The 24,307-nt window shown below is 59.2% G+C and carries 19 protein-coding genes; 10 read left to right on the top strand and 9 right to left on the bottom strand.

Translation table 11 applies throughout. From position 1 onward, the window contains the following. The first annotated feature begins 38 nt into the window (after window positions 1-38). A complete protein-coding gene (prpE, locus tag APU02_RS02310; protein ID WP_060569111.1) occupies window positions 39-1,925 on the top strand; it encodes a propionate--CoA ligase in 1,887 nt (628 codons plus the stop codon). Window positions 1,926-1,989: 64 nt separating this feature from the next. Here the strand turns inward: prpE and lacA are convergent, their stop codons facing one another. From lacA to APU02_RS02275, 7 genes are all read right to left on the bottom strand, one after another. After that, entirely contained in the window at window positions 1,990-2,613 is a 624-nt protein-coding gene (lacA, locus tag APU02_RS02305) for a galactoside O-acetyltransferase (protein ID WP_060569110.1), read from the bottom strand. 28 nt (window positions 2,614-2,641) lie between these two features. Further along, on the bottom strand, window positions 2,642-3,895 hold the full coding sequence (locus APU02_RS02300) for an MFS transporter (protein WP_042286109.1): 1,254 nt from the start codon (window positions 3,893-3,895) through the stop codon (window positions 2,642-2,644). A 51-nt stretch (window positions 3,896-3,946) separates the two neighbouring features. After that, on the bottom strand, window positions 3,947-7,030 hold the full coding sequence (locus APU02_RS02295; protein WP_060569109.1) for a beta-galactosidase: 3,084 nt from the start codon (window positions 7,028-7,030) through the stop codon (window positions 3,947-3,949). A 125-nt stretch (window positions 7,031-7,155) separates the two neighbouring features. After that, window positions 7,156-8,241, bottom strand: a complete 1,086-nt coding sequence (locus APU02_RS02290) for a LacI family DNA-binding transcriptional regulator (protein WP_131729027.1) — start codon at window positions 8,239-8,241, stop codon at window positions 7,156-7,158. A gap of 27 nt (window positions 8,242-8,268) precedes the next feature. Continuing rightward, window positions 8,269-9,222: a helix-turn-helix domain-containing protein gene (locus tag APU02_RS02285; protein WP_060569108.1), complete on the bottom strand. Its 954-nt coding sequence runs from the start codon at window positions 9,220-9,222 to the stop codon at window positions 8,269-8,271. Window positions 9,223-9,240: 18 nt separating this feature from the next. Next, window positions 9,241-10,017, bottom strand: coding sequence for an MBL fold metallo-hydrolase (locus APU02_RS02280; RefSeq protein ID WP_060569129.1), 777 nt, complete (start codon window positions 10,015-10,017; stop codon window positions 9,241-9,243). A 166-nt stretch (window positions 10,018-10,183) separates the two neighbouring features. Further along, on the bottom strand, window positions 10,184-10,996 hold the full coding sequence (locus APU02_RS02275) for a DNA-binding transcriptional regulator (protein WP_072197064.1): 813 nt from the start codon (window positions 10,994-10,996) through the stop codon (window positions 10,184-10,186). A 190-nt stretch (window positions 10,997-11,186) separates the two neighbouring features. Here APU02_RS02275 and APU02_RS02270 point away from each other — a divergent pair, with 190 nt between their 5' ends. The 9 genes from APU02_RS02270 to mmuM all read left to right on the top strand — a co-directional run bounded on the left by APU02_RS02270 (window position 11,187) and on the right by mmuM (window position 21,122). Beyond that, the gene (locus tag APU02_RS02270; RefSeq protein ID WP_060569106.1) at window positions 11,187-12,848 is read left to right on the top strand and encodes a bifunctional 3-(3-hydroxy-phenyl)propionate/3-hydroxycinnamic acid hydroxylase; all 1,662 of its coding nucleotides are present in this window, start codon (window positions 11,187-11,189) and stop codon (window positions 12,846-12,848) included. 1 nt (window position 12,849) lies between these two features. Beyond that, the gene (gene mhpB, locus APU02_RS02265; RefSeq protein ID WP_060569105.1) at window positions 12,850-13,794 is read left to right on the top strand and encodes a 2,3-dihydroxyphenylpropionate/2,3-dihydroxicinnamic acid 1,2-dioxygenase; all 945 of its coding nucleotides are present in this window, start codon (window positions 12,850-12,852) and stop codon (window positions 13,792-13,794) included. Window positions 13,795-13,810: 16 nt separating this feature from the next. Then, a complete protein-coding gene (mhpC, locus tag APU02_RS02260) occupies window positions 13,811-14,677 on the top strand; it encodes a 2-hydroxy-6-oxonona-2,4-dienedioate hydrolase (RefSeq protein ID WP_060569104.1) in 867 nt (288 codons plus the stop codon). Between the two features lie 9 nt (window positions 14,678-14,686). Then, window positions 14,687-15,496 (top strand): 2-keto-4-pentenoate hydratase, encoded by an 810-nt coding sequence (mhpD, locus tag APU02_RS02255; RefSeq protein ID WP_060569103.1) that lies wholly within the window; start codon window positions 14,687-14,689, stop codon window positions 15,494-15,496. After that, window positions 15,493-16,443, top strand: a complete 951-nt coding sequence (gene mhpF, locus APU02_RS02250) for an acetaldehyde dehydrogenase (RefSeq protein WP_060569102.1) — start codon at window positions 15,493-15,495, stop codon at window positions 16,441-16,443. Before mhpD ends, mhpF begins: the two co-directional genes overlap by 4 nt. Beyond that, a complete protein-coding gene (gene mhpE, locus APU02_RS02245; RefSeq protein ID WP_042286099.1) occupies window positions 16,440-17,453 on the top strand; it encodes a 4-hydroxy-2-oxovalerate aldolase in 1,014 nt (337 codons plus the stop codon). Before mhpF ends, mhpE begins: the two co-directional genes overlap by 4 nt. Window positions 17,454-17,522: 69 nt before the next feature. Beyond that, window positions 17,523-18,722, top strand: a complete 1,200-nt coding sequence (gene mhpT, locus APU02_RS02240) for a 3-(3-hydroxy-phenyl)propionate transporter MhpT (protein WP_060569101.1) — start codon at window positions 17,523-17,525, stop codon at window positions 18,720-18,722. A 77-nt stretch (window positions 18,723-18,799) separates the two neighbouring features. Then, the gene (gene mmuP / locus APU02_RS02235; RefSeq protein ID WP_060569100.1) at window positions 18,800-20,203 is read left to right on the top strand and encodes an S-methylmethionine permease; all 1,404 of its coding nucleotides are present in this window, start codon (window positions 18,800-18,802) and stop codon (window positions 20,201-20,203) included. Next, window positions 20,190-21,122, top strand: a complete 933-nt coding sequence (gene mmuM, locus APU02_RS02230; RefSeq protein ID WP_042286094.1) for a homocysteine S-methyltransferase — start codon at window positions 20,190-20,192, stop codon at window positions 21,120-21,122. Before mmuP ends, mmuM begins: the two co-directional genes overlap by 14 nt. 36 nt (window positions 21,123-21,158) lie before the next feature. Here the strand turns inward: mmuM and fbpC are convergent, their stop codons facing one another. Together fbpC and APU02_RS02220 are read right to left on the bottom strand one after the other, a co-directional pair. Continuing rightward, window positions 21,159-22,205, bottom strand: coding sequence for a ferric ABC transporter ATP-binding protein (gene fbpC, locus APU02_RS02225; protein WP_042286092.1), 1,047 nt, complete (start codon window positions 22,203-22,205; stop codon window positions 21,159-21,161). An 11-nt stretch (window positions 22,206-22,216) separates the two neighbouring features. Continuing rightward, a complete protein-coding gene (locus APU02_RS02220) occupies window positions 22,217-24,295 on the bottom strand; it encodes an iron ABC transporter permease (protein ID WP_060569099.1) in 2,079 nt (692 codons plus the stop codon). Window positions 24,296-24,307: the final 12 nt, after the last annotated feature.

The following is a 24,307-nucleotide window of genomic DNA, read 5'->3' as shown; positions in this document are numbered from 1 at the left end:
CAGATAGCAATAGGGCATAAGTTCAACAGGAGAGCCTCATGTCTTTTCGCGAATTTTATCAGCGTTCGATTACGCAACCGGAATTGTTCTGGGCAGAGCAGGCAAAGCGCATCGACTGGCAGACGCCGTTTACCCGGACGCTGGATCATGGCCGCCCGCCGTTTGCCCGCTGGTTCTGCGGCGGCACCACCAATCTGTGTTATAACGCCATCGACCGCTGGCTGGATAAACAGCCGGACGCGCTGGCGCTGATCGCCGTCTCTTCCGAAACCGAAGAGGAGCGCACCTACACCTTCAGCCAGTTGTATGACGAGGTGAACGTAGTGGCGTCGATGCTGCTGTCGCTGGGCGTCCGGCGCGGCGATCGGGTGCTGGTGTATATGCCGATGATTGCCGAGGCGCACGTGACGCTGCTGGCCTGCGCACGCATTGGGGCGATTCATTCGGTCGTATTTGGCGGTTTTGCCTCACACAGTGTGGCGGCGAGAATTGACGATGCCAGACCGGTGCTGATCGTCTCGGCGGATGCCGGGGCGCGCGGAGGAAAGATCCTGCCGTATAAAAAGCTGCTCGACGACGCCATCGCGCAGGCGCAGCATCAGCCGCAGCACGTGTTGTTGGTGGACCGTGGGCTGGCGAAAATGGCGCGGGTGGCCGGACGCGATCTTGATTATGCCGCCCTGCGTCAGCAACATGCAGGCGCGCGGGTGCCGGTAGCGTGGCTGGAATCTAACGAGACCTCCTGCATTCTTTACACGTCCGGCACCACGGGAAAACCCAAAGGCGTGCAGCGCGACGTCGGCGGCTACGCGGTGGCGCTGGCAACCTCAATGGACACCATTTTTGGCGGCAAAGCGGGCGGCGTCTTTTTTTGCGCGTCGGATATCGGCTGGGTTGTCGGTCACTCTTATATCGTATACGCGCCGCTGCTGGCGGGGATGGCGACGATTGTCTATGAAGGGCTGCCAACGTACCCGGACTGCGGGGTGTGGTGGAAAATTGTCGAGAAGTACCGGGTGAACCGGATGTTTTCCGCGCCGACCGCCATTCGCGTACTGAAGAAATTTCCAACCGCCCAGATCCGCAATCACGATCTCTCCTCGCTGGAGGTGCTGTATCTGGCCGGAGAACCGCTGGATGAACCCACCGCCGCGTGGGTCACCCAGACGCTGGAGGTGCCGGTTATCGATAATTACTGGCAGACGGAGTCCGGCTGGCCGATTATGGCGCTTGCCCGTCAGCTTGACGACAGACCGTCGCGGCTCGGTAGCCCGGGCGTACCGATGTACGGTTATAACGTGCAGTTACTCAATGAAGTGACCGGCGAACCCTGCGGCGTGAACGAAAAGGGGATGGTGGTGATTGAGGGGCCGCTGCCGCCGGGCTGTATCCAAACTATCTGGGGAGACGATGAACGGTTTGTTAACACCTACTGGTCGCTGTTCAGCCGTCAGGTGTATGCCACCTTCGACTGGGGCATTCGCGACGCCGACGGCTATTACTTTATCCTCGGACGTACCGACGACGTGATAAATGTTGCCGGCCACCGTCTTGGCACCCGCGAGATAGAGGAGAGCATTTCCAGCTATCCTAACGTCGCCGAGGTGGCGGTCGTGGGGGTAAAAGACGCGCTGAAAGGGCAGGTGGCGGTGGCGTTTGTTATCCCGAAACAGAGCGACAGCCTGGAAGATCGTGATGTGGCGCAGGCGGAAGAAAAAGCGATTATGGCGCTGGTGGACAGCCAGATTGGCAATTTTGGCCGTCCCGCCCACGTCTGGTTTGTCTCGCAGTTGCCGAAAACGCGCTCCGGTAAGATGTTGCGCCGGACGATCCAGGCCATCTGCGAAGGCCGCGATCCCGGCGATCTCACCACCCTCGACGATCCCGCCGCGTTGCAGCAAATCCGCCAGATCATTGAGGAGTAGCGGTAGCGCCCGGTGGCGCAAGCTGACCGGGCCTACGGTCTGCATTGTTGTAGAGCGCCCGGTGTCATGCCTGGTGGCAAAGGGAACGCTCTACTTTGCGGTCTTTATAATAATATTCTTTATCTCTGTCGTTTATTTCACGGATAACCCGACAGGGAACGCCCGCGGCAACGACATTTGAAGGAATGTCTTTTGTGACCACGCTACCTGCGCCAATCACGGTGTTATTTCCTATCGTGATACCTGGATTGATAACCACGTTGCTGCCGATCCAGACGTTATTGCCAATTGTGATCGGAAAGGAATACATCTCTCCCGCTTGCCTCAATTCATGATGAACAGGATGCCCGGTCACGGAGAGGGTGACATTTGGCGCAATCAGAACGTTATCGCCAATCGTGACGGTATAGTCGTCTACGATGGTAAAATTGAAATTAGCATAAAAGTTGTCACCGATATGGATGTTGGTACCGTAGGAAAAATAAATGGGCGGCTCTATCCATGCATTTTCTCCCGTTGAGCCAAACATGGATTTAATCAAGCTTTTCCTTTTTTCAACTTCTGACGGACGTGAATGGTTATACTCATACATCAATTCCTTTCCGCGCAATCTCTCTTCCGGCAAACCTTCGCACATATCTGTAAACAGTTGGCCTGCTTTTATTCTTTCTCTCATTGGCATAGTCATGTGTGAAATTTCATCCTTGTGGTGGGGTTTATGCTTGTTTACAGACAGGTTTGACATGGCGGGTAAACGGCCCCGGACCACTTAAGGTAAATACCGAAATCAACGTAAAGCTCAGCGCGATCAGTCCGAGCACCAGATATGCTCCCTGAAAACCGATGCTTTCATACATATTGCCGGCGAAAACCGACATGAAAATCATCGCCAGTTGCTTAAAGAAGCAGAAGCACACCAGGTAAATCGTGGCAGAGAAGCGTACCTCAAACTGACTGGTGATGTATTTAAAACAACCGACAATCAGGAACGGTATCTCAAACATATGCAAGGTTTTCAGGATCACCACTTCCAGCGCCGAAGAGGCAAACGACGAGCCGATGATCCGCACTGACATAATCGCGCCCGCCAGCAGCAGGGCGTTTTTACCGCCAATGCGGTTCACGATCAGCGGCGCAAAGAACATAATACTGGCGTTCAGCAGTTCACCCATGGTGGTAACGTAGCCAAACACGCGGGTACCCTGTTCGCCAGTGGCAAAGAATGAGGTAAAGAAGTTAGCGAATTGCTGGTCAAACACATCGTAGGTACAGGACACGCCGACAACATACAGCGACAGAAACCACAGCTTCGGCTGTTTAAATAATTCCAGCGCCAGTTTCAGGCTAAATGCCGAGTGATTCGCGCCAACCGCATCGGCCACTTTTGCCGATGAGGGCGCTTCCGTTTTCGAGAAGAACAGCAGCAATGCCAGGATCACCGCGCAGCCGGAGCCCAGCCAGAAGACAAACTGGTTATTAATGGTAAACATAATGCCGGCAATCGACGCGCACAGCGCCCAGCCGACGCAACCGAACATCCGCGCGCGGCCAAATTCAAAATGACTGCGGCGACTGGCTTTTTCTATGTAGGCCTCAATGGCGGGCGCGCCGGCGTTATAAATAAACCCCAGATAGATCCCGCCGACAATCGAACCGAGCAAAATATTGACCTGCAATAGCGGGCCGAAAACGTAAATAAAGAACGGCGCGAACATCACCAGCATACCGGTAATGACCCACAACAGATGCTTGCGCAGGCCGAGCTTGTCAGAGAGCAGGCCGAAAATGGGCTGGAACAAGAGTGAAAATAGCGAGATGCAGGCGAAGATAATACCGGTATCGCCTTTGCTGATATGGTTGATATCATGTAACCAGATCGGGAAAAAGGGGAAGTAAGCACCCATAATGAAAAAATAAAAGAAGAAGAAAAAGCCGAACATCCAGAAGTTAGTATTTTTCAAATAATGCATGTGAACGTCCTTATGCGAATATCGGGCAGGCGTTAACCTGCCCGTTTTTTGTTATTTCAGGCACCAGACGATCTGGTAGTGATAGCGACCTGCGCTGAGCTGGTATTCCGGCGACACCGACGGGCTCCAGGAGTCGTCGCCGCCCACGCCCATGTGGAAGCCGTCAAGGTTCAGCCATGTACCGGCCTCTTCCTGCAACAGATGGCGATGGCTGGTCTTCATCAGTTGTTGCTGACTGTAGCGGCTGATATTGAACTGGAAGTCGCCGCGCCAGCAGTGGGCGCCATAGCGCAGTTCGCGGGTGTGGCAGCGCAGCCCGTTTTCGCTCGGAAAAACGTACGGCGTATACATGTCGTCGAGCGACAGGTCCCAGCGATCAAAGCAGGCGGCAGAGAGGCGGTCCGGGTAGTTTTCATGCGGACCTAATCCCAGCCAGTTCACGCGATCCGCCACCTGGGCCAGTTGGCAGGTCAGTCCGATGCGCGCCGGGTGTGGCGTGCCGCGGGCGACATCCACATCCACCGTGATCGTCAGTTCGCCATCTCCGTCAATGCGCCAGGTTTTACGGCTGATAAACAGCGTTTCCCCCTGGGTCTGCCAGGCGTGGGCGGTAGTGATGATCACCGCGTCGGTGAGCGTCTGTGCTTCGCACTGCAACAGCATCGCTTCTGCGCGGTAATGCCCGGCGGCTTTCCAGCGTTCAACCCAGGCGTTCGGGTCAATACGCGTGGCTTCGCTGACGCCGATATCGTTATCAAGCGGCGCGCGGGTAAACTGGTCGCGAAGCGGGGTCAGCAGCTGCGCGTCCTCGCCGATCCAGTACTGCGTCAATACACCCTGCTGGCGGCAGAACTGCCAGCGTTGTTGATTCACCGTGACCAGATAATGCGTCTCTCCCGCCTCAAGCCGTGGCGCACAACCGACAGGCGAGGAGATCGCCACGCTCAGTTTTTCCGCCAGCGGCCACTGCTGCCAGGCGCTGATGTGTCCGGCTGGCGCCCACGCGGTGGCCTGCGGCTGCTCAACGCGCACCGTCAGCCATAGCTGGCCTGCTGCATTGGGGGCAGCAACGTCGGGAAGGGTAATGACCTGGCGTCCCTGCGGGGCGATGTCCAGCACGACGTTCCCCGCTGCAATGGGGTTACCGTCCAGGGCAAGGGACCAGTGCAGGATCTCATTGTCGCTATGGCGGAACAGATATTCGCTGGTCACCTCGATGTTACGTTCCGCGCCGGGCAGCAGGGTAAACTGGAAAAACTGCTGCGCGTGTTTGGCTTCGTATAGCGACGGATGCGGCGTACGGTCGGCAAACACCAGACCGTCCATGCAGAACTGGCGGTCATTCGGCGTGTCGCCAAAGTCGCCGCCGTAGGCCGACCATGGGTTACCTTCATCATCATATTTAATCAGCGACTGATCGACCCAGTCCCAGACAAAGCCTCCCTGCAGGCGCGGATACTGCCGAAACGCCTGCCAGTATTTGGCGAAACCGCCGAGGCTGTTGCCCATTGCGTGCGCGTATTCGCAGAGGATCAGCGGACGCTGCTCGCCCGGCATTGACAGCCATTTTTTGATTGACCATTTCGGCACCGCCGGGAACGGCTGATCCTGATCGACGCGGGCATACATCGGACAGATAATATCCGTCGCCGCGCTGTCTGCGCCGCCGCCCTCATATTGCACCGGGCGCGACGGATCTTCCGATTTCAACCAGCGGTACAGCGCGTCGTGGTTGACGCCATGCCCGGACTCATTGCCCAGCGACCAGATAATAATGCTCGGGTGATTGCGGTCGCGTTGTACCATGCGCGTCACCCGCTGGCTCATGGCGGGAAGCCAGGTTGGGTCATCGGTCAGGCGGTTCATCGGCACCATGCCGTGGGTTTCGATGTTGGCCTCATCCACGACGTACAGGCCATAACGGTCGCACAGCGTGTACCACAGAGGGTGGTTTGGGTAATGGGAGCAGCGCACGGCGTTAAAATTGTTCTGCTTCATCAGGATGATGTCCTGTACCATCGTCGCTTCGTCCATTACCTGACCGTGCTTCGGGTGATGTTCGTGGCGATTTGTCCCGCGAATCAGCAGCGGCTTGCCGTTCAGCAACATCAGGCCGTTTTCAATGCTGATCTGGCGAAAGCCGACGTCACAGGCTTCGGCTTCAATCAGTTCGCCGTCAGCGGTATGCAACTGCGCAACCGCGCGGTACAGATGCGGCGTTTCGGCGCTCCACAGCGACGGGTTATCGACTTTCAGGCGCAGGGTGGCGCGGTCATGATACGCGCCGCGCTCGTCAACAATTTCGCCGCCAAAGGGGGCCGTCTGTTCACCGACCAGGACGTCGCCATCCCACAACTGCACGGTGACGCGCAGATCGTCGCGCAGTTCACCGTGCATTCTGATTTCGGCGGCCAGTTCGGCGCGGCTGAAATCATCATTAAAGCGGGTGGAAATCCGCAGATCGCTGATTTGCGTAGCGGGCTTGGTTAGCAGGCTGACGTCGCGGAAGATACCGCTCATGCGCCACATGTCCTGATCTTCCAGGTATGTGCCGTCGCTCCAGCGCAGCACCATCACCGCCAGACGGTTCTCGCCGCCGCGCAGAAAATAGCTGAGATCGAACTCCGAAGGCAGACGGCTGTCCTGGCCGTAGCCGACCCATCGTCCGTTGCACCAGAGATGAAAGGCCGAATTGACGCCGTCGAAAATGATCCGCGTCTGGCTGTCGTGGAGTGCTGCCTCGTCAATATGGAATGTGAGCGAGTAACATCCTGTAGCGTTCTCTGCGGGTACGTAGGGCGGATTGACCGGAATTGGGTAGGTGACGTTGGTATAAATCGGTGCGTCGTAGCCGTACATTTGCCAGTTTGACGGTACGGGGATAGTGTCGGCATTTTCCGGATCGTTTAGCCGCCAGCTTTCCGGCACCGCCTCCGGCGAGGCGAACCAGGCAAATTTCCAGTCGCCGTTGAGGCTGCGCAATTGGGGAGAAAGGGTATTATCCCGGGCGTCTTCAGCGCTGCGCCAGCTGGAAAATGGCGGGTGGGCTTCCAGGCGGTTAAGCTGGGTTACGCCGGGATTTTCCCAGTCGCGGCGCGCCAGTACGGCGGCGAGTGAATCCGTGGTCAATGTCATGGCTATGTCCTGTCGTGAATTGTTATCCGCTCACAATTTAAGACAACATACGGGCAGAGCCAGAAAACTGTAAAGTCTGTTGAAGCTAATGAGTGAACTGTCTCACACATTTTCGTGTGCAGGATTTAGCGTGTTAACAGGGCGACCTGACGCGCCAGCTGCATGAGCGAGTCGGCCAGCGCTTGTGGAGAGGCGGCCTGTGTCCCAGGTGGCTGTACGGTTTTGCGCTCCACCAACGTGACCGGCAGCAACTGATTGCCCCCGGTTGATGCCCCGCGAGAAAGCTGGATCAGGCGGTCGACGCTGGTTTGTCCAAGCAGCGCGAAATCCTGCCTGATGGTCGTAAGGGGGGGAATGTAGCAGGCGCTGTCTTCGGTATCGTCATAGCCGATTACGGAAATATCGGTCGCCACGCGCAGACCGAACTCGCTTATGGCGCGCATTGCGCCTAACGCCATCTGATCGTTGGCGACCAGCATCGCGCCGGGGATCGTCCCCGCGTTAAGCATCCGTTGGGTCTGGAGATAACCGGACATCGCGCTCCAGTCGCCTTCCTGTTGCGCCACCGGCTGGAGTTGATAACGCGCGAGGTGCTTATGCCAGCCCGCCAGACGCAGGCGCGCGGAAACCGACGTTTGCGGTCCGGCCAGCAGGGCGATGCGCTGGTGGCCGTGCTGAACCAGGTGCTCCACGCCGAGGCGCGCGCCGTCGTCGTGGGAAAAAATAATGCTGTTGATGGGCGACTGGTCCGACACGTCAAGGAACAGTACCGGCACGTTGCCACAGGCGGCGGCAACGGCAATGGCGTCGTCTTCGTCGAGGGGATAGTTGATGATAAGCCCACTTACCCGCTGCGCAAGCAGGTTATGCACTGCCGCTTTACAGGCGTCGACGCCGCTGCGCTCTACCATGGAAATTACCACGCTGGCCCCGGACTGGTCGGCGCGGGATTTAATGGCGGCGACAATCTGCGACGGTGCGTGCAGCGCCAGATTGGCGGTGGCAACGCCAATCAGCTGCGTCTGTTTGCCGGCTAACTGTTGGGCGACACGGTTAGGAATGTAGTTCAGCTCCGCCATGGCGGCTTCCACTTTTTCGCGGGTTCTCGCCGAGACGTGACTGGCCTGATTCACCACCCGCGAGACGGTCTGATAAGAGACGCCAGCATAGTCTGCCACATCGTAAAGCGTTACCGGTTTCACATTCATCACCCTGATTTCCACGTTTTCCGCGCGCTATCATGCCATACCGCGAAAGGTTTTTCGCCATTCAGCCGGGCTGACGCCGAAGTGGGATTTAAAATGCTGACGCCAGGTCACAGCAGACTGAAAACCCACTTCACTGGCGATGCGCTCGATGGGCAATTGGCTGGATTCCAGCAGCGTCTGGCTGAGGCGCAGGCGTTCACGGATCAGCCATTCGGCGACGCTACACCCTGTCGCCTTCATAAAATGACGCGTGAGCGTGCGACGACTCATCATGACCCGACTGGCGAGCGAATCAAGGTCATGGGGCGCGCGGATTGTCTGGCGCAAATAGTCCAGCAGTCCGTTAATGCGCGCATCGCGCGTGGTTTTGGGCACCGGCTGGGCGATAAATTGCGCCTGGCCGCCTTCACGGTGTGGCGGAACAATCATCCGCCGGGCGATTTGGTTTGCCACTACGCTGCCAAAGCGCTGGCGAATCACATACAGGCAGCAGTCGAGAGCCGCCGCCGTGCCCGCAGAGGTGATGATCCCGTCGTCATCAACATACAAGGCGTTGATATCAAGTGTCACCGCCGGAAAACGCGCCTGAAAATCCTGCTCAAATTCCCAGTGCGTGGCGGCGCGTTTGCCGTCCAGAAGGCCTGCATAGCCCAGAACAAATGCCCCCAGACAAAGGCCAACAATTTGCGCGCCGTTTTGCCGGGCCTGCACCAGCGTACCCAGTAGCGTCTGGGGAGGACGCTGGGCGGTGGCGCCCCAGTAGGGGATCATCACAATATCCGCGTCGATGAGCGCCTCATAACCGTAGGCGGCGTGCAACGAAAACCCGTCCTGCGAGTTGACCGTACCCGGCGTTTCGGCGCAGATCTTCACCGTAAAGCGCTTCTGCGTTGCCACCTTTTCCCCGAACAGAATGCAGGGCACAGAAAAGTGAAATGGGCTGAAATCGTCCACGGCGACAATGGCGACGGTAACGGGGCGCATAGTTCTCCTCGATGGCGGTTAAAACGTCAGGGTTTCCCCATCTTCCGGCACATGCACATATTCTGCAATCTGGTTGTCACGTGCGTAGTCTTTGAGCGCCGCGCGCGTTAACAGACAGTGATTGATGGCTTCCATATGCGTTGCCACGATCTGCGCGTCCGGTAGGGTGAAATGGGTTTTTAGCACATCTTCCGCGCCCATGATGATCGGGCCAAAACCGATGACGTGCGCGAAACCGGCGTTCAATACCACCACATCAGGCTGATAGCGGATCATGTTGGCTTCGACCTCGTCGCGCCAGACGGTATCGCCCACCAGATACAGCGTTTTTTCCTGCGGATGGGTCAAGATGAGCCCGCAGGCTTCGCCCAGCCGGGCCGCCATTTCGGGAACGGCATACAGATGATCGGAGCCGTGCTGGCCGCCGGTTTTACGCAGCGTGATCGCCCCGAGAATGGTCTCTTCCGTCAGCACCGTCAGCGCGGTAAAACCCTGTTCGCGCAGCGTCTGCGCATCCTGCTCGTTTTGCACATAAATCGGCTTATCCTTCGGCACGCATGCGGACGCGGCGTCGTCCCAATGGTCTTCATGCAGATGGGTAACGATCAGCACGTCGGCCTGTAACAGCGTGTCGATATCGCAGGGAAGCTCCACGGTGGGGTTGCGAATATCGGCGCGGGCGGTGCCGGGAAAGCCCGGCCACGCGCCTTTCGGCGCCAGCATCGGGTCAATGAGAAATGTTTTGCCGCCAAACGTAATCAACTGGGTGGCGTTGCGAATTTGCGTAATGTTCATCATCGGTACTCCACGTGAGGGTCAGTGGAGACAGCGTAATAGAGGGCGCGAGGAAAAAATGTGGGCAAATGGGCGAATAGCGATGAGATTGGGCCAGATGATTTACTGGATGAGCGCGCGCGTTCCGGTCAACAGGCGCAGGGACGAGGTAAAAATGTGACCCGCTTCACCGTCCGGCCACCAGAATCGCCTGCGACTCTACGGCTTCCTCAATTTGTCGCGCCACCTGTTGTAACGCCGCAAGATGCCGCTCTGCCGCCTGCTCAATACTCATCGCGCTGGCCATATACACCAGGTTCAGACAGCCAATCACCCGCTGCTCGCTGCGCAGCGGTACGGCGATAGAGGCGATTTTCTCCTCTTCATCCCAGCCACGATGATTTTGCCCGTAGCCCGCCTGGCGGGTGCGGGCAAGAATGGCGTCCAGCCTGCGGGGTTCGCGGGCCAGTTGGTACTCTTCGCCCGGACGCGCCGCCAGCATCGCTATCAGCGCCTGACGCTCGTTTTCCGGGCAAAGCGCCAGCCAGGTCAGGCCAGAAGCGGTTTTCAGCAGCGGTAGGCGCCGCCCGACCATCGCGCGGTGAAACGACAGCCGGCTAAAGCGGTGGGTGGTTTCCCGTACCACCATCGCGTCAACGTCCAGCGTCGACACGTCGGTCGGCCAGACCACTTCGCGCAGGAGATCGCCCAGCAGCGGCGCCGCCAGTGCAGAAATCCACTGTTCGTCACGAAATCCTTCGCTCAACTGGCGCACTTTAATGGTTAAGCGGAAGCTGTCGTCAGACCGGCTGCGCCGGACGTATCCCTCATCCTGTAATGTCTCCAGCAGCCTGCGCACCGTGGTGCGATGCAGGCCGCTCAGCTCCGCCAGCAGGCTGACGCTGGCCCCGCCATCGAGTTTATTTAACATATTTAATAACATTAAGCCGCGCGTTAAACCGCGAACGGTTTTGTATTCCGTCTGCTCATCATTCTTCATGTTTATTGACATATTTATAGTTAAAACAAAGATATGCACCTGGTGCACGTTCTGACATGTTTTGATTGTAGCGCAAAAAGCCCTTCTTATACTGACAACACTATAAAAAAGTATTCACATATTTTTAACAAAAAAGTGCGATGGCTAACTGACTCAGCCCCGCCGTTTTGTCCGAATCGTGAGGTACAACATGTCAACAACCCCTGATATTCAACCCGCCGTCAACCATACCGTTCAGGTCGCCATAGCCGGTGCGGGGCCGGTCGGACTGATGATGGCCAACTATCTTGGTCAGATGGGCATCGAGGTGCTGGTGGTGGAAAAGCTTGATAAGCTCATCGACTATCCCCGCGCCATCGGCATTGACGATGAGGCGCTGCGCACCATGCAGTCCGTCGGGCTGGTGGAGAAGGTGTTGCCACATACCACGCCACACCACGCGATGCGCTTTCTTACGCCAAAAGGCCGCTGCTTTGCTGATATTCAGCCGATGACCGATGAGTTCGGCTGGTCGCGGCGCAACGCGTTTATCCAGCCGCAGGTGGATGCGGTGTTGCTTGAGGGGCTGTCGCGCTTTCCCAATGTGCGCTGTCTGTTCTCTCGCGAGCTGGAAGCCTTCAGCCAGCAGGATGGCGAGGTGACGCTCAACCTGAAAACGGCGCAGGGGCAACGGGAAACGGTCAAAGCACAGTGGCTGGTGGCCTGCGATGGCGGAGCGAGCCTGGTGCGCCGCACGCTGAACGTGCCGTTCGAAGGGAAAACCGCGCCGAACCAGTGGATTGTGGTCGATATTGCCAACGATCCGCTCAGCACGCCGCATGTCTATCTGTGCTGCGATCCGGTGCGGCCTTACGTTTCCGCCGCACTACCCCACGCGGTGCGGCGTTTTGAATTTATGGTGATGCCAGGGGAGACCGAGGCGCAGCTCAGCGAGCCGCAAAACATGCGTCAGCTGTTAAGCAAGGTGCTGCCGAACCCGGACAACGTCGAGCTGATCCGTCAGCGCGTCTACACCCATAACGCCCGTCTTGCCGATCGCTTCCGCGTCGATCGCGTGCTGCTGGCCGGCGACGCGGCGCACATCATGCCAGTCTGGCAGGGGCAGGGCTATAACAGCGGCATGCGCGACGCCTTTAACCTCGCCTGGAAGCTGGCGCTGGTGATCGACGGCAAAGCGAGTGACGCGCTGCTCGATACCTACCAGCAGGAACGCCGCGATCACGCAAAAGCGATGATTGACCTCTCAGTGACCGCCGGTAACGTGCTGGCGCCGCCGAAGCGCTGGCATGGCGCGGTGCGTGACGGCGCCTCCTGGCTGCTGAACTACCTGCCGCCGGTGAAACGCTACTTCCTCGAAATGCGCTTCAAGCCGATGCCGCAGTATCACGACGGCGCGCTGGTGCGCGAAGGCGAGGCCGCAACGTCCCCCGTCGGCAAGATGTTTATTCAGCCGAAGATCACGCTCGAGACGGGAGAGGCGACGCTGCTGGATAACGTCATCGGCGCGAACTTCGCGGTGATCGGCTGGGGCTGTAACCCGCTGTGGGGGATGAGCGAAGCGCAGATCCGGCAGTGGCGCGCCACCGGCACGCACTTTATTCAGGTGGTGCCGGAGGTGCAGATTGGCACCCCGCAGGACCGCCATGACGGGGTGATCCGTATCGGCGACGCGCAGGGGCGTCTGCGCGAGTGGTTCGCACGGCATAACGTCTCGCTGGTGGTGATGCGCCCGGACCGCTTTGTCGCCGCCGTCGCCATTCCTCAAACCCTCGGCGCCACGCTCAATACCCTGGCGTCAGTGATGACGCTGACCCGCGCGGATGCCAATCTTCCTGTCGAAAAGGTGGCCTGATATGCACGCTTATCTTCACTGTCTTTCCCACTCGCCGCTGGTGGGCTATGTCGACCCGGCGCAGGCCGTGCTGGACGAGGTCAACGGCGTTATCGCCAGTGCCCGCGCGCGGATCGCCGCGTTTGATCCCGAACTGGTGGTGCTGTTCGCTCCGGATCACTACAACGGGTTTTTCTATGACGTCATGCCGCCGTTTTGTTTAGGCGTCGGCGCGACGGCGATTGGCGATTTTGGCAGCGCGGCGGGGGAACTGCCGGTACCGACTGAACTGGCCGAAGCCTGCGCCCACGCGGTGATGAAAAACGGCATCGATCTCGCCGTCTCGTATTGCATGCAGGTCGATCACGGCTTTGCCCAGCCGCTGGAGTTTTTGCTCGGCGGGCTGGACAACGTGCCGGTGCTGCCGGTGTTTATCAACGGCGTCGCCGCGCCGCTGCCGGGCTTTCAGCGTACCCGGATGCTGGGGGAAGCGATTGGTCGTTTCACCAGCACGCTTAATAAGCGGGTGCTGTTTTTAGGGTCCGGCGGGTTGTCGCACCAGCCGCCGGTGCCGGAGCTGGCGAAAGCCGACGCCCATATGCGCGATCGCCTGCTGGGCAGTGGCAAACAGTTGCCTGCCGGGGAGCGTGAGCTGCGTCAGCAGCGGGTGATCGGCGCCGCCGAGAAGTTTGTTGCAGATCAGAAAACGCTGCACCCGCTGAACCCCATCTGGGATAACCGGTTTATGTCGCTGCTCGAACAGGGGCGTATTGCCGAACTGGATGCCGTCAGCAATGAAGAGCTGTCCGCGATCGCGGGCAAATCCACCCACGAAATCAAAACCTGGGTTGCCGCTTTCGCCGCCATTTCCGCCTTTGGCGCCTGGCGAAGCGAAGGTCGTTACTATCGCCCGATCCCGGAGTGGATCGCCGGATTTGGCTCGCTGAGCGCCAGAACACTGAACTGAAAGGCAGGAGAACATCATGAGTTATCAACCGCAAACCGAAGCCGCGACCAGCCGTTTTCTCAACGTTGAGGAAGCCGGTAAAACGCTACGCATCCATTACAACGACTGCGGCGCAGGCGACGAAACCGTCGTTCTGCTGCACGGTTCCGGCCCGGGGGCCACGGGCTGGGCCAACTTCAGCCGCAATATCGATCCGCTGGTGGAAGCGGGCTATCGCGTGATCCTGCTCGACTGCCCGGGCTGGGGCAAGAGCGATTCGATCGTCAATACCGGGTCACGATCCGATCTCAATGCCCGCATTCTGAAAAGCGTGGTCGACCAACTGGACATTCAGAACGTCCACCTGCTGGGTAACTCAATGGGCGGCCACAGCGCCGTCGCCTTCACCCTGAGCTGGCCGGAGCGCGTCGGCAGGCTGGTGCTGATGGGCGGGGGAACCGGCGGCATGAGCCTGTTCACGCCAATGCCGACGGAAGGCATTAAGCGGCTGAATCAGCTTTACCGCGAGCCGACCATCGACAATCTGAAACAGATGATGAACATCTTCGTCCATGACCCCCGCGACCTGACCGACGCGCTGTTTGAAGCGCGGCTGAACAATATGCTGTCGCGCCGCGATCATCTGGACAACTTTATTAAGAGTCTGGAGGCGAACCCGAAGCAATTCCCCGACTTCACGCCGCGCCTGAGCGAAATCACCGCCCGGACCCTGATTGTCTGGGGGCGCAACGACCGCTTTGTGCCGATGGACGCCGGTCTGCGCCTGCTCGCCGGGATTGCCGGTGCCGAACTGCATATCTATCGCGACTGCGGCCACTGGGCGCAGTGGGAACATGCGGACGCCTTTAACCAACTGGTGCTCAATTTCCTCGCGCGCCCATAAGGAACGGTTATGTCGAACACTATCCTTGAACCAATCGCTGCAGCGTTGCGGCTTGCAGAAGAGCAGGGCGAAGCCATTGCGCCGGTGCGTGAATGGCCGGGCGTGGAGAGTGCGGAAGCCGCCTATGCCATTCAGCGCATCAATGTTGAACACGCCGTGGCGCAGGGGCGCCGGGTAGTCGGACGCAAAGTCGGCTTGACGCACCCGAAAGTTCAGCAGCAGCTGGGGGTGAGTCAGCCGGACTTCGGCACCCTGTTCGCCGACATGTGCTACGGCGACAACGAGACCATCCCGTTTTCCCGCGTGCTGCAACCGCGCATCGAAGCGGAAATCGCGCTGGTGCTTAACCGGGATCTGCCGCACGTTGACACCACCTTTGATGAACTGGCTGGCGCCGTTGAATGGGTGCTGCCCGCGCTGGAAGTGGTGGGCAGCCGCATCCGCGACTGGTCGATTCAGTTTGTCGACACCGTGGCGGACAACGCCTCCTGCGGCGTGTATGTGCTCGGCGGCCCGGCGCAGCGTCTGGCCGGAGTCGATCTGAAAAACTGCGCCATGCACATGACGCGCAATAACGAAGAGGTGTCCAGCGGGCGCGGCAGCGAATGCCTGGGGCATCCGCTGAACGCCGCCGTCTGGCTGGCGCGCAAAATGGCCAGCCTCGGCGAGCCGCTGCGCGCCGGCGACATTATTCTGACCGGGGCGCTGGGGCCGATGGTCGCGGTCAACGCGGGCGACACCTTTGCCGCCCATATTGCAGGTATTGGTTCGGTTGCCGTCACGTTTTCCGCGGCGACCACAGAAGGAAGTCAGTCATGAGTAAGTGTAAGGTTGCCATTATCGGTTCCGGCAATATCGGCACCGATTTGATGATTAAAATTTTGCGTCACGGTCAGCATCTGGAGATGGCGGTGATGGTCGGTATTGACCCTGAATCGGACGGACTGGCCCGCGCCCGCCGCATGGGCGTCGCCACCACCCACGACGGGGTACGAGGGGTGATGGCGATGGCGGAATTTGCCGACATTGATATTGTGTTCGATGCCACCAGCGCGGGGGCGCATGTCCAAAACGACGCCGCCCTGCGCGAAGCGAAGCCGGGCATTCGCCTGATTGACCTGACGCCTGCGGCCATTGGCCCGTACTGCGTGCCGGTGGTCAATCTCGCGGCCAACGTCGACCAGCAGAACGTCAACATGGTCACCTGCGGCGGGCAGGCGACCATCCCGATGGTGGCGGCGGTCTCCCGCGTGGCGCGGGTGCATTACGCCGAGATTATCGCCTCGATCGCCAGTAAATCCGCCGGACCGGGAACGCGGGCAAACATTGACGAGTTCACCGAAACCACCGCGAAAGCCATTGAGGCGGTGGGCGGTGCGGCGAAGGGAAAAGCGATTATCGTGCTTAACCCGGCCGAACCGCCGCTGATGATGCGCGACACCGTCTATGTGCTGAGCGACGCCGCCTCGCAGGCGGAAGTGGAAGCGTCCATCAACGAGATGGCGGCCGCAGTGCAGGCTTACGTGCCGGGCTATCGCCTGAAGCAGCGCGTGCAGTTTGAGGTCATTCCTGAGGATCAACCAGTGAATTTGCCGGGCATCGGACAGTTCTGTGGGCTGAAAACCGCGGTGTATCTGGAAGTGGAAGGGGCGGCGCACTACCTGCCAGCGTATGCGGGCAATCTCGATATTATGACCTCCAGCGCGCTGGCGACCGCTGAAAAGATGGCGCAGTCGCTGACGCGTCGGGCAGGAGAAGCAGCATGAACGGTAAAAAACTCTACATCTCGGACGTGACCCTGCGCGACGGCATGCACGCCATTCGTCATCAGTATTCACTGGAAAACGTGCGCCAGATTGCGAAAGCGCTCGACGACGCGCGGGTGGATTCGATTGAGGTCGCCCACGGCGACGGCCTGCAAGGCTCCAGCTTCAACTACGGCTTTGGCGCGCACAGCGATTTGCAGTGGATTGAAGCGGCGGCGGAGGTGGTGAAACATGCCAAAATCGCCACGCTGCTGTTGCCGGGGATCGGCACGATTCATGACCTGAAAAATGCGTATCAGGCCGGGGCGCGGGTGGTGCGCGTGGCGACCCACTGCACCGAGGCGGACGTCTCCGCTCAGCATATTCACTCTGCCCGTGAGCTGGGAATGGACACCGTCGGTTTCCTGATGATGAGCCATATGACCACGCCGGAAAATCTGGCCAGGCAGGCGAAGCTGATGGAAGGCTACGGCGCGACCTGCATCTATGTGGTCGACTCCGGCGGCGCAATGAACATGACGGACATTCGCGATCGCTTCCGCGCCCTGAAAGCGGTGCTGAAGCCGGAAACAGAAACCGGCATGCACGCGCATCACAACCTGAGTCTTGGGGTGGCGAACTCGATCGCCGCCGTGGAAGAGGGCTGTGACCGCATTGACGCCAGCCTGGCGGGAATGGGAGCCGGAGCGGGCAACGCGCCGCTGGAGGTCTTTATTGCCGCGGCCGATAAGCTCGGCTGGCAGCACGGCGCCGATCTGTATGCGCTTATGGACGCCGCCGACGATCTGGTGCGCCCGTTACAGGACCGCCCGGTGCGCGTGGATCGCGAAACCCTCGCGCTGGGCTATGCCGGCGTGTACTCCAGCTTCCTGCGTCACTGCGAAGTGGCGGCGGCACGCTACGGCCTGAGCGCGGTCGACATCCTCGTCGAACTGGGGAAACGCCGGATGGTGGGCGGCCAGGAAGACATGATCGTCGATGTGGCGCTGGATCTGCGCAACTGTCAATAAATAAGAATGATGCGGCTGGCAACGTATCAGCCGCCATTCACCTGCCCCGTGAACTCAGAGGGAGATCTTATGCATCCTCGTCCCTACGCTACATCGCGCCTGATGCTGACCATCGGGCTGTGTTTTCTGGTCGCCCTGATGGAAGGGCTCGATCTCCAGGCCGCCGGTATCGCCGCCGTGGGCATCGCCCGGGCATTCTCGCTGGATAGCATGCAAATGGGCTGGATCTTCAGCGCCGGGATCCTCGGCCTGTTACCCGGCGCGCTGGTCGGTGGCATGCTGGCGGATCGCTATGGACGCAAGCGCGTCCTGATCGCCTCCGTGGCGCTGTTCGGCGTGTTTTCGCTGGCGACCGCCCTGTCGTGGAGTTTCTTCACGCTGGTGTTTGCCCGCCTGATGACCGGCGTGGGCCTGGGCGCCGCGCTGCCGAATCTGATTGCGCTTACCTCCGAAGCCGCGGGGCCAAGCTTTCGCGGCACGGCGGTCAGCCTGATGTACTGCGGGGTGCCTATTGGCGCCGCGCTGGCGGCAATGCTCGGTTTTGCTGGTGTCGCAACGGCCTGGCAGACCGTCTTCTGGGTGGGCGGCGTGATTCCGCTGCTGCTGGTGCCGTTGCTGATGCGCTGGCTGCCGGAGTCGGCAGTATTTGCCGGTCAAACCCCGGGCGCGCCACCGTTGCGCGCGCTGTTTGCCCCGGCGACGGCCAGCGCCACGCTGCTGCTCTGGCTGTGCTATTTCTTCACCCTGCTGGTGGTCTACATGCTGATCAACTGGCTGCCGATGCTGTTGGTGGAACAGGGATTTCAGCCTTCGCAGGCGGCGCGGGTGATGTTTTCCCTGCAAATCGGCGCGGCGGCAGGCACGCTGATCCTCGGGGCGTTGATGGACAAGCTGCGGCCGCTGACCATGTCGCTTCTGATCTATAGCGGGATGCTGGCCTCGCTGCTGGCGCTGGGCACCGTCTCTTCCTTCAGCGGTATGCTGATGGCCGGATTCATCGCCGGGCTGTTCGCCACCGGCGGGCAAAGCGTGCTCTACGCGCTGGCGCCGCTGTTCTACAGTACCGACATTCGGGCGACAGGGGTCGGCACCGCCGTGGCGGTCGGGCGCCTCGGAGCGATGAGCGGGCCGCTGCTGGCCGGGAAAATGCTGGCGCTCGGCACCGGTACCGTCGGTGTGATGGCGGCGTCAGCGCCAGGGATCCTGCTGGCGGGACTGGCGGTGTTTGTGCTGATGAGCCGGACATCGCGCCGCCTGGCGGCTGGCTGAGTTTTGCATTCCGCCCGTAAACACGGTATAACAAACCTTCTTTGGATGTTTAGATGTCCATACGTTTAGAAGGTTATATGCAAACAACAAAACAACATGCGCCACTGAAGCGCACCATGAAAACCCGCCATCTGATTATGCTGTCTCTGGGTGGCGTAATCGGTACCGGCTTATTTTTTAATACCGGATACATTATTTCGACCACCGGGGCGGCAGGGACGCTGCTGGCTTATCTGATTGGCGCGCTGGTGGTCTGGCTGGTGATGCAGTGCCTCGGCGAGCTGTCGGTCGCGATGCCGGAAACCGGGGCGTTTCACGTCTATGCCGCGCGCTACCTCGGTCCGGCGACGGGATACACCGTGGCATGGCTTTACTGGCTAACCTGGACTGTGGCGCTCGGCTCCAGCTTTACCGCCGCCGGATTTTGCATGCAGTACTGGTTTCCGCAGGTGCCCGTCTGGATCTGGTGTGTCATTTTCTGTCTGGTGATATTTGGTCTGAACGTGGTGTCCACCCGCTTTTTTGCCGAAGGCGAGTTCTGGTTTTCACTGGTGAAGGTGATCACCATCATCGCGTTTATTGTTCTTGGCGGAGCGGCGATTTTCGGTATCATTCCGATGCAGGACGGTTCACCCGCGCCGGGGTTAAGCAATATCACCGCCGAAGGCTGGTTCCCGCACGGCGGCCTGCCGATACTGATGACCATGGTGGCGGTGAATTTCGCCTTTTCCGGCACAGAGCTTATCGGCATTGCCGCCGGTGAAACGGAAAACCCGCAAAAAGTCATCCCGGTGGCGATTCGTACCACCATTGCCCGGCTGATCATTTTCTTTATCGGCACCGTGTTCGTGCTGGCGGCGCTGATCCCAATGCAGCAGGCGGGGGTTGAAAAAAGCCCGTTTGTGCTGGTATTTGAGAAGGTGGGCATTCCTTACGCGGCGGATATTGTGAACTTCGTGATCCTGACTGCGATCCTGTCGGCGGCAAACTCCGGGCTGTACGCGTCCGGGCGGATGCTGTGGTCGCTGTCAAACGAGCGCACGCTGCCCGCCTGTTTTGCGCGGGTGACCCGCAATGGCGTGCCGCTTACCGCGCTGTCGGTGAGTATGCTCGGCGGCGTGCTGGCGCTGTTTTCCAGCGTGATCGCGCCGGATACGGTCTATGTCGCGCTGTCGGCGATTTCCGGCTTTGCTGTGGTGGCGGTGTGGCTGAGTATCTGCGCGTCACATTTTGTTTTTCGTCGTCGTCACGTTCAGCAGGGCAAAACGCTTGATGCGCTACAGTATCGCGCCCCCTGGTATCCGTTGGTGCCCGTGTCCGGGTTCGTCCTTTGCCTGGTGGCCTGTATCGGGCTGGCTTTCGATCCGAGTCAGAGAATTGCGCTGTGGTGCGGTTTACCGTTTGTGGCGCTGTGTTATGGTGTTTATTTCCTTACTCAATCGCGAGATAAACAACAGGAGTCTGAACATGTCGCAGAATAATCCGTTAAGCGCCATTCTCGAAAAGCACGATTTTCTGTTGCTGGACGGGGCAATGGCGACGGAGCTGGAAGCGCGGGGGTGCGATCTTACCGACAGTTTGTGGTCAGCCAGGGTGCTGGTAGAAAACCCGGAGCTGATCCGCGAAGTGCATCTGGACTATTTTCGCGCCGGGGCCCAGTGCGCGATTACCGCCAGCTACCAGGCCACGCCGGAAGGGTTTGCGGCGCGCGGACTGGATGAAGCGCAGGCCAAAGCGCTGATCGGCAAAAGCGTGGAGCTGGCGCGTAAAGCTCGCGAAGCCTGGCTGGCGGAAAATCCGCAGGCGGGCACGCTGCTGGTGGCGGGATCGGTCGGCCCGTATGGCGCGTTCCTGGCGGACGGGTCGGAATATCGCGGTGACTACGTGCGCACCCCCGAGCAATTTCAGGCCTTCCACCGTCCGCGCGTTGAGGCGCTACTGGATGCTGGCGCCGATCTGCTGGCCTGTGAAACGCTGCCTAACTTTGTTGAGATTCAGGCGCTGGCGGCGCTGTTGACCGACTACCCGCGCGCCCGCGCATGGTTCTCTTTCACCCTACGCGACAGTGAACATCTGAGCGACGGCACACCGTTGCAGGAGGTGGCCGAGTGGCTGAATCATTATCCGCAGGTGGTCGCGATTGGCATTAACTGCATCGCGCTGGAAAACACCACCGCCGCGTTACAGCATTTGCGCGGCGTAACGGCGCTGCCGCTGGTGATTTACCCGAATTCGGGTGAGCATTACGATGCGGTGAGCAAAACCTGGCATCATCATGGTGAAGCGTGCGAGACGCTGGCGGATTATTTGCCGCAGTGGTTAGCGGCGGGGGCGAAGCTGATAGGCGGCTGCTGCCGGACGACGCCAAAGGATATTGCCGAGTTAAACGCCCGGCGCTGAGGGTGCGCCGGGTGGCGTCACGCCACCCGGCAACGATCACGCCGCGTCCGCTAACATAAACATGCCGTACGGGTGGATTTCGAGGTAGTACTGCTCGCCGACGTCCGGCTGTAAGCGCGTAGCGTTGACCTGTAATAAAATCTCCTGCCCGTGCCACTCCACCGTTACTTCGTACTGTGGCCCCATATAGGCCACGTGCCGGATGGCGCAACGCTGACTCTCTTCCCCACGATCGCTTAAGGTGATCGCTTCCGGACGCACGCCCACGGTCCCGGCGCCTTCAGCCACAAAGTGCGCGGGGCGCGGCAGGCGATAACCGTAAATATTCACCGCTTCCGGGGTGAAGGTGGCCGGGAACAGGTTGGCATCGCCCATAAAGCTCGCCATAAAACGTGACGCGGGCTGGCGGTACAGTTCCTGCGGCGAACCGATCTGCATGATATGTCCTTTGTTCATCACCAGCACGGTGTCGGAAACGGCAAAGGCTTCGCTTTGATCGTGGGTGACGTACAGTGAGGTAATATCAAACTGCTTTTGCAGTTCGCGGATCTTGTCACGCATGCTGCGCCGGAGGTTAGCGTCGAGGTTACTCAGCGGCTCATCGAACAACAGCACCTTTGGTTTGAGGATCAAGGCGCGCGCCAGCGCCACGCGCTGCTGTTGGCCGCCGGAGATCTGATCGACATAGCGCGCTTCAAAGCCGTCAAGATCGACCATCGCCAGCGCCTCCTTCACCCTGGCGTTGACTTCCTGGCGTGAGACGCCGAGCATCTTCAGGCCGTAGCCGACGTTTTCTCCCAGCGACATATGCGGGAACAGAGCATAGGACTGGAACACCATACAGATATCGCGCTGCTGAATGGAACGGTGGGTAACATCTTCGCCATCGATAAAAATCTGCCCTTCACTCGGTTTTTCCAGCCCGGCGACCAGACGCAGAATAGTGGTTTTACCGCAGCCGGAGGGACCGAGCAGCGTCACCATTTGTCCCTGCGGAATCGTGAGAGTGATATTGTCGATCACCGTGTTGCTGCCGAATCGTTTGGTGACGTTGCGCAGTTCAACAAAATTTTTCTGACTCATAGTGCGCTCCATTACGCCTGATTTTTCGCTTTCGAACGGGAGATACGCGCTTCCCCGATCAGCCAGTCAAAGATGAAAATGATTGCCAGCATCACCACGATCAGAATCGAACCGTAGGCAATCGCCACCCCGTATTCGCCGTCTTCTACGCGGTTTAAAATGTAGGCCGTCGCCACCCGGGTGTCCGGCGTCACGAGGAACACAATGGCGCTGACGGTGGTAATGGCGCGCACAAAGCTGTAGATCAGCGCGGAGAGGATCGCCGGGCGCAGCAGCGGCAGCAGAATGTGGGTAATGGTGCGTAAACTCCCGGCGCGCAGACTGAGCGAAGCTTCATCCAGCGATTTATCGATTTGTCCTAAGCCCGCAATTCCGGCGCGAATCCCTACCGGCACATTCCGCATCACCATTGAGATAATGACAATCGCCGCCGTACCGGTGAGATACACTGGCGCGCTGTTAAAGGCGAGAATGTATGACACGCCCGCCACGGTGCCGGGTACGGCAAAGCACAGCATGGTGGTGAACTCGATGGTCTTCTTGCCTTTGAACTGCTGACGCACCACGATCCATGCGATAAGCAACCCGAAGGCGGCGGTGATTGGCGCGGCAATCCCGGCGTAAAGCAGGGTATCCAGTAGCGAAGGCCATGCGCCGTCACTCATGCCCTGGCCGAACAGCTTAATAAAGTTATCCAGCGTCAGGGTGTAGTCCACGCCCCAGTTAACGGTAAAGCTGCCGTAGAAAATGCTGCCGTAAAGCAGGGCGTTAAAGGCCACCCACACCGCCAGGATCACCACCACGCTCCACACGAGCGTCACCGGCAGCGGCTGCACATCACCGCGATACGATTTACCGGACACGGTGACATAGGAGCGCTTACCGATCCACATGTACTGGACGCAGAACACCAGCAGCGAAAAGAGCAGCAAGAACGCGCCGAGGGTACTGGCGGCCTGATAATCCAGTTGTGAACCGGTAATGTAAAAGTAGATTTGCGTGGCCAGAACGTCGAAGTTACCGCCGAGAACCAGCGGGTTACTGAAGTCGGCCAACGACTGCACAATGACGATCAGAAACGCGTTCGCCAGCGCCGGTTTGAGCAGCGGCACAAACACGCCGTTAAACGTCTGCCAGCGGCTGGCGCGCAGGGTATAGGAAGCCTCTTCCAGCGATGGATGAATGGTTTTGATCGCGCCATCGAGGATCATAAACGCCATTGGGGTAAACGCCAGCACCTGCGCCAGCCAGATGCCGGTAAAACCGTACAGCCAGTTGGTATTGGTCAGCCCGAACCAGTCGACCATCCATTCAGTGACATAGCCGGAGCGGCCCATCATCAGCGTCACCCCCAGCCCCACGACGAACGGCGGGGTGACGATCGGCAATATTGAAAAAATACGGCCAATAATGGCGCTGCGGCGGGCGATACGGGTGGTGTAAATCGCCAACACCAGACCAAAAAACGTGCAGCCGACGCCCACCGCTATCGACAGCGCGATAGAGTTGATAATGACCTGGATGATGTGTGCCTGTGACAGCACGGTCATAAACGCCAGCGGCGCGAATTCTCCGGTATCGCCGGTGAACATCGGAATAAAAATAGCGATGCTTGGCCAGACGATAAACACGCCAATCAACGCCACGATGGCGACCAGCGAGCCGATGACGAAACGGTCGCCGCCCAGCCATTCCAGACGGGTCAGCGCCAGGGTCATCATCGCGCCCAGCGCCACAAACAGCACGAGGGTCGCGTAGCCTAAGCCGCGACCTTCCACAGTGGCGCTGATGACAACAAACGCCATACAGAATAACGACCAGCCTGCGTCAAGGTAATGGCGGTTGCGCTGCTCCCGCGTGGCTTCCTGAAAAGGACGTATCAGCAGCAGGCCTGGCAGCAGATACCACAGCCAGCTAACATTAACCTGCGACCAGCCGTAGGCGTCGACAATCTCATCGCGCGTCGACTCCAGCAGACCATAATCCAGGCTCCAGCTCGGCAGCAGCGCAAATGCCAGCCAGCTCAGCAATACCCAAAGGAATACCGCATCCCGTTTTTTCACGGAATGGCGTGCAAGTGTGTGTGACATAGCGGTTCCGGT

Source organism: Citrobacter sp. 50677481 (assembly GCF_001463265.1).
Taxonomy (GTDB): Bacteria; Pseudomonadota; Gammaproteobacteria; order Enterobacterales; family Enterobacteriaceae; genus Citrobacter_A; species Citrobacter_A sedlakii.
The sequence above is the reverse complement of the archived record's forward strand: the minus strand, read 5'-3'. Positions and strand labels throughout refer to the sequence as shown.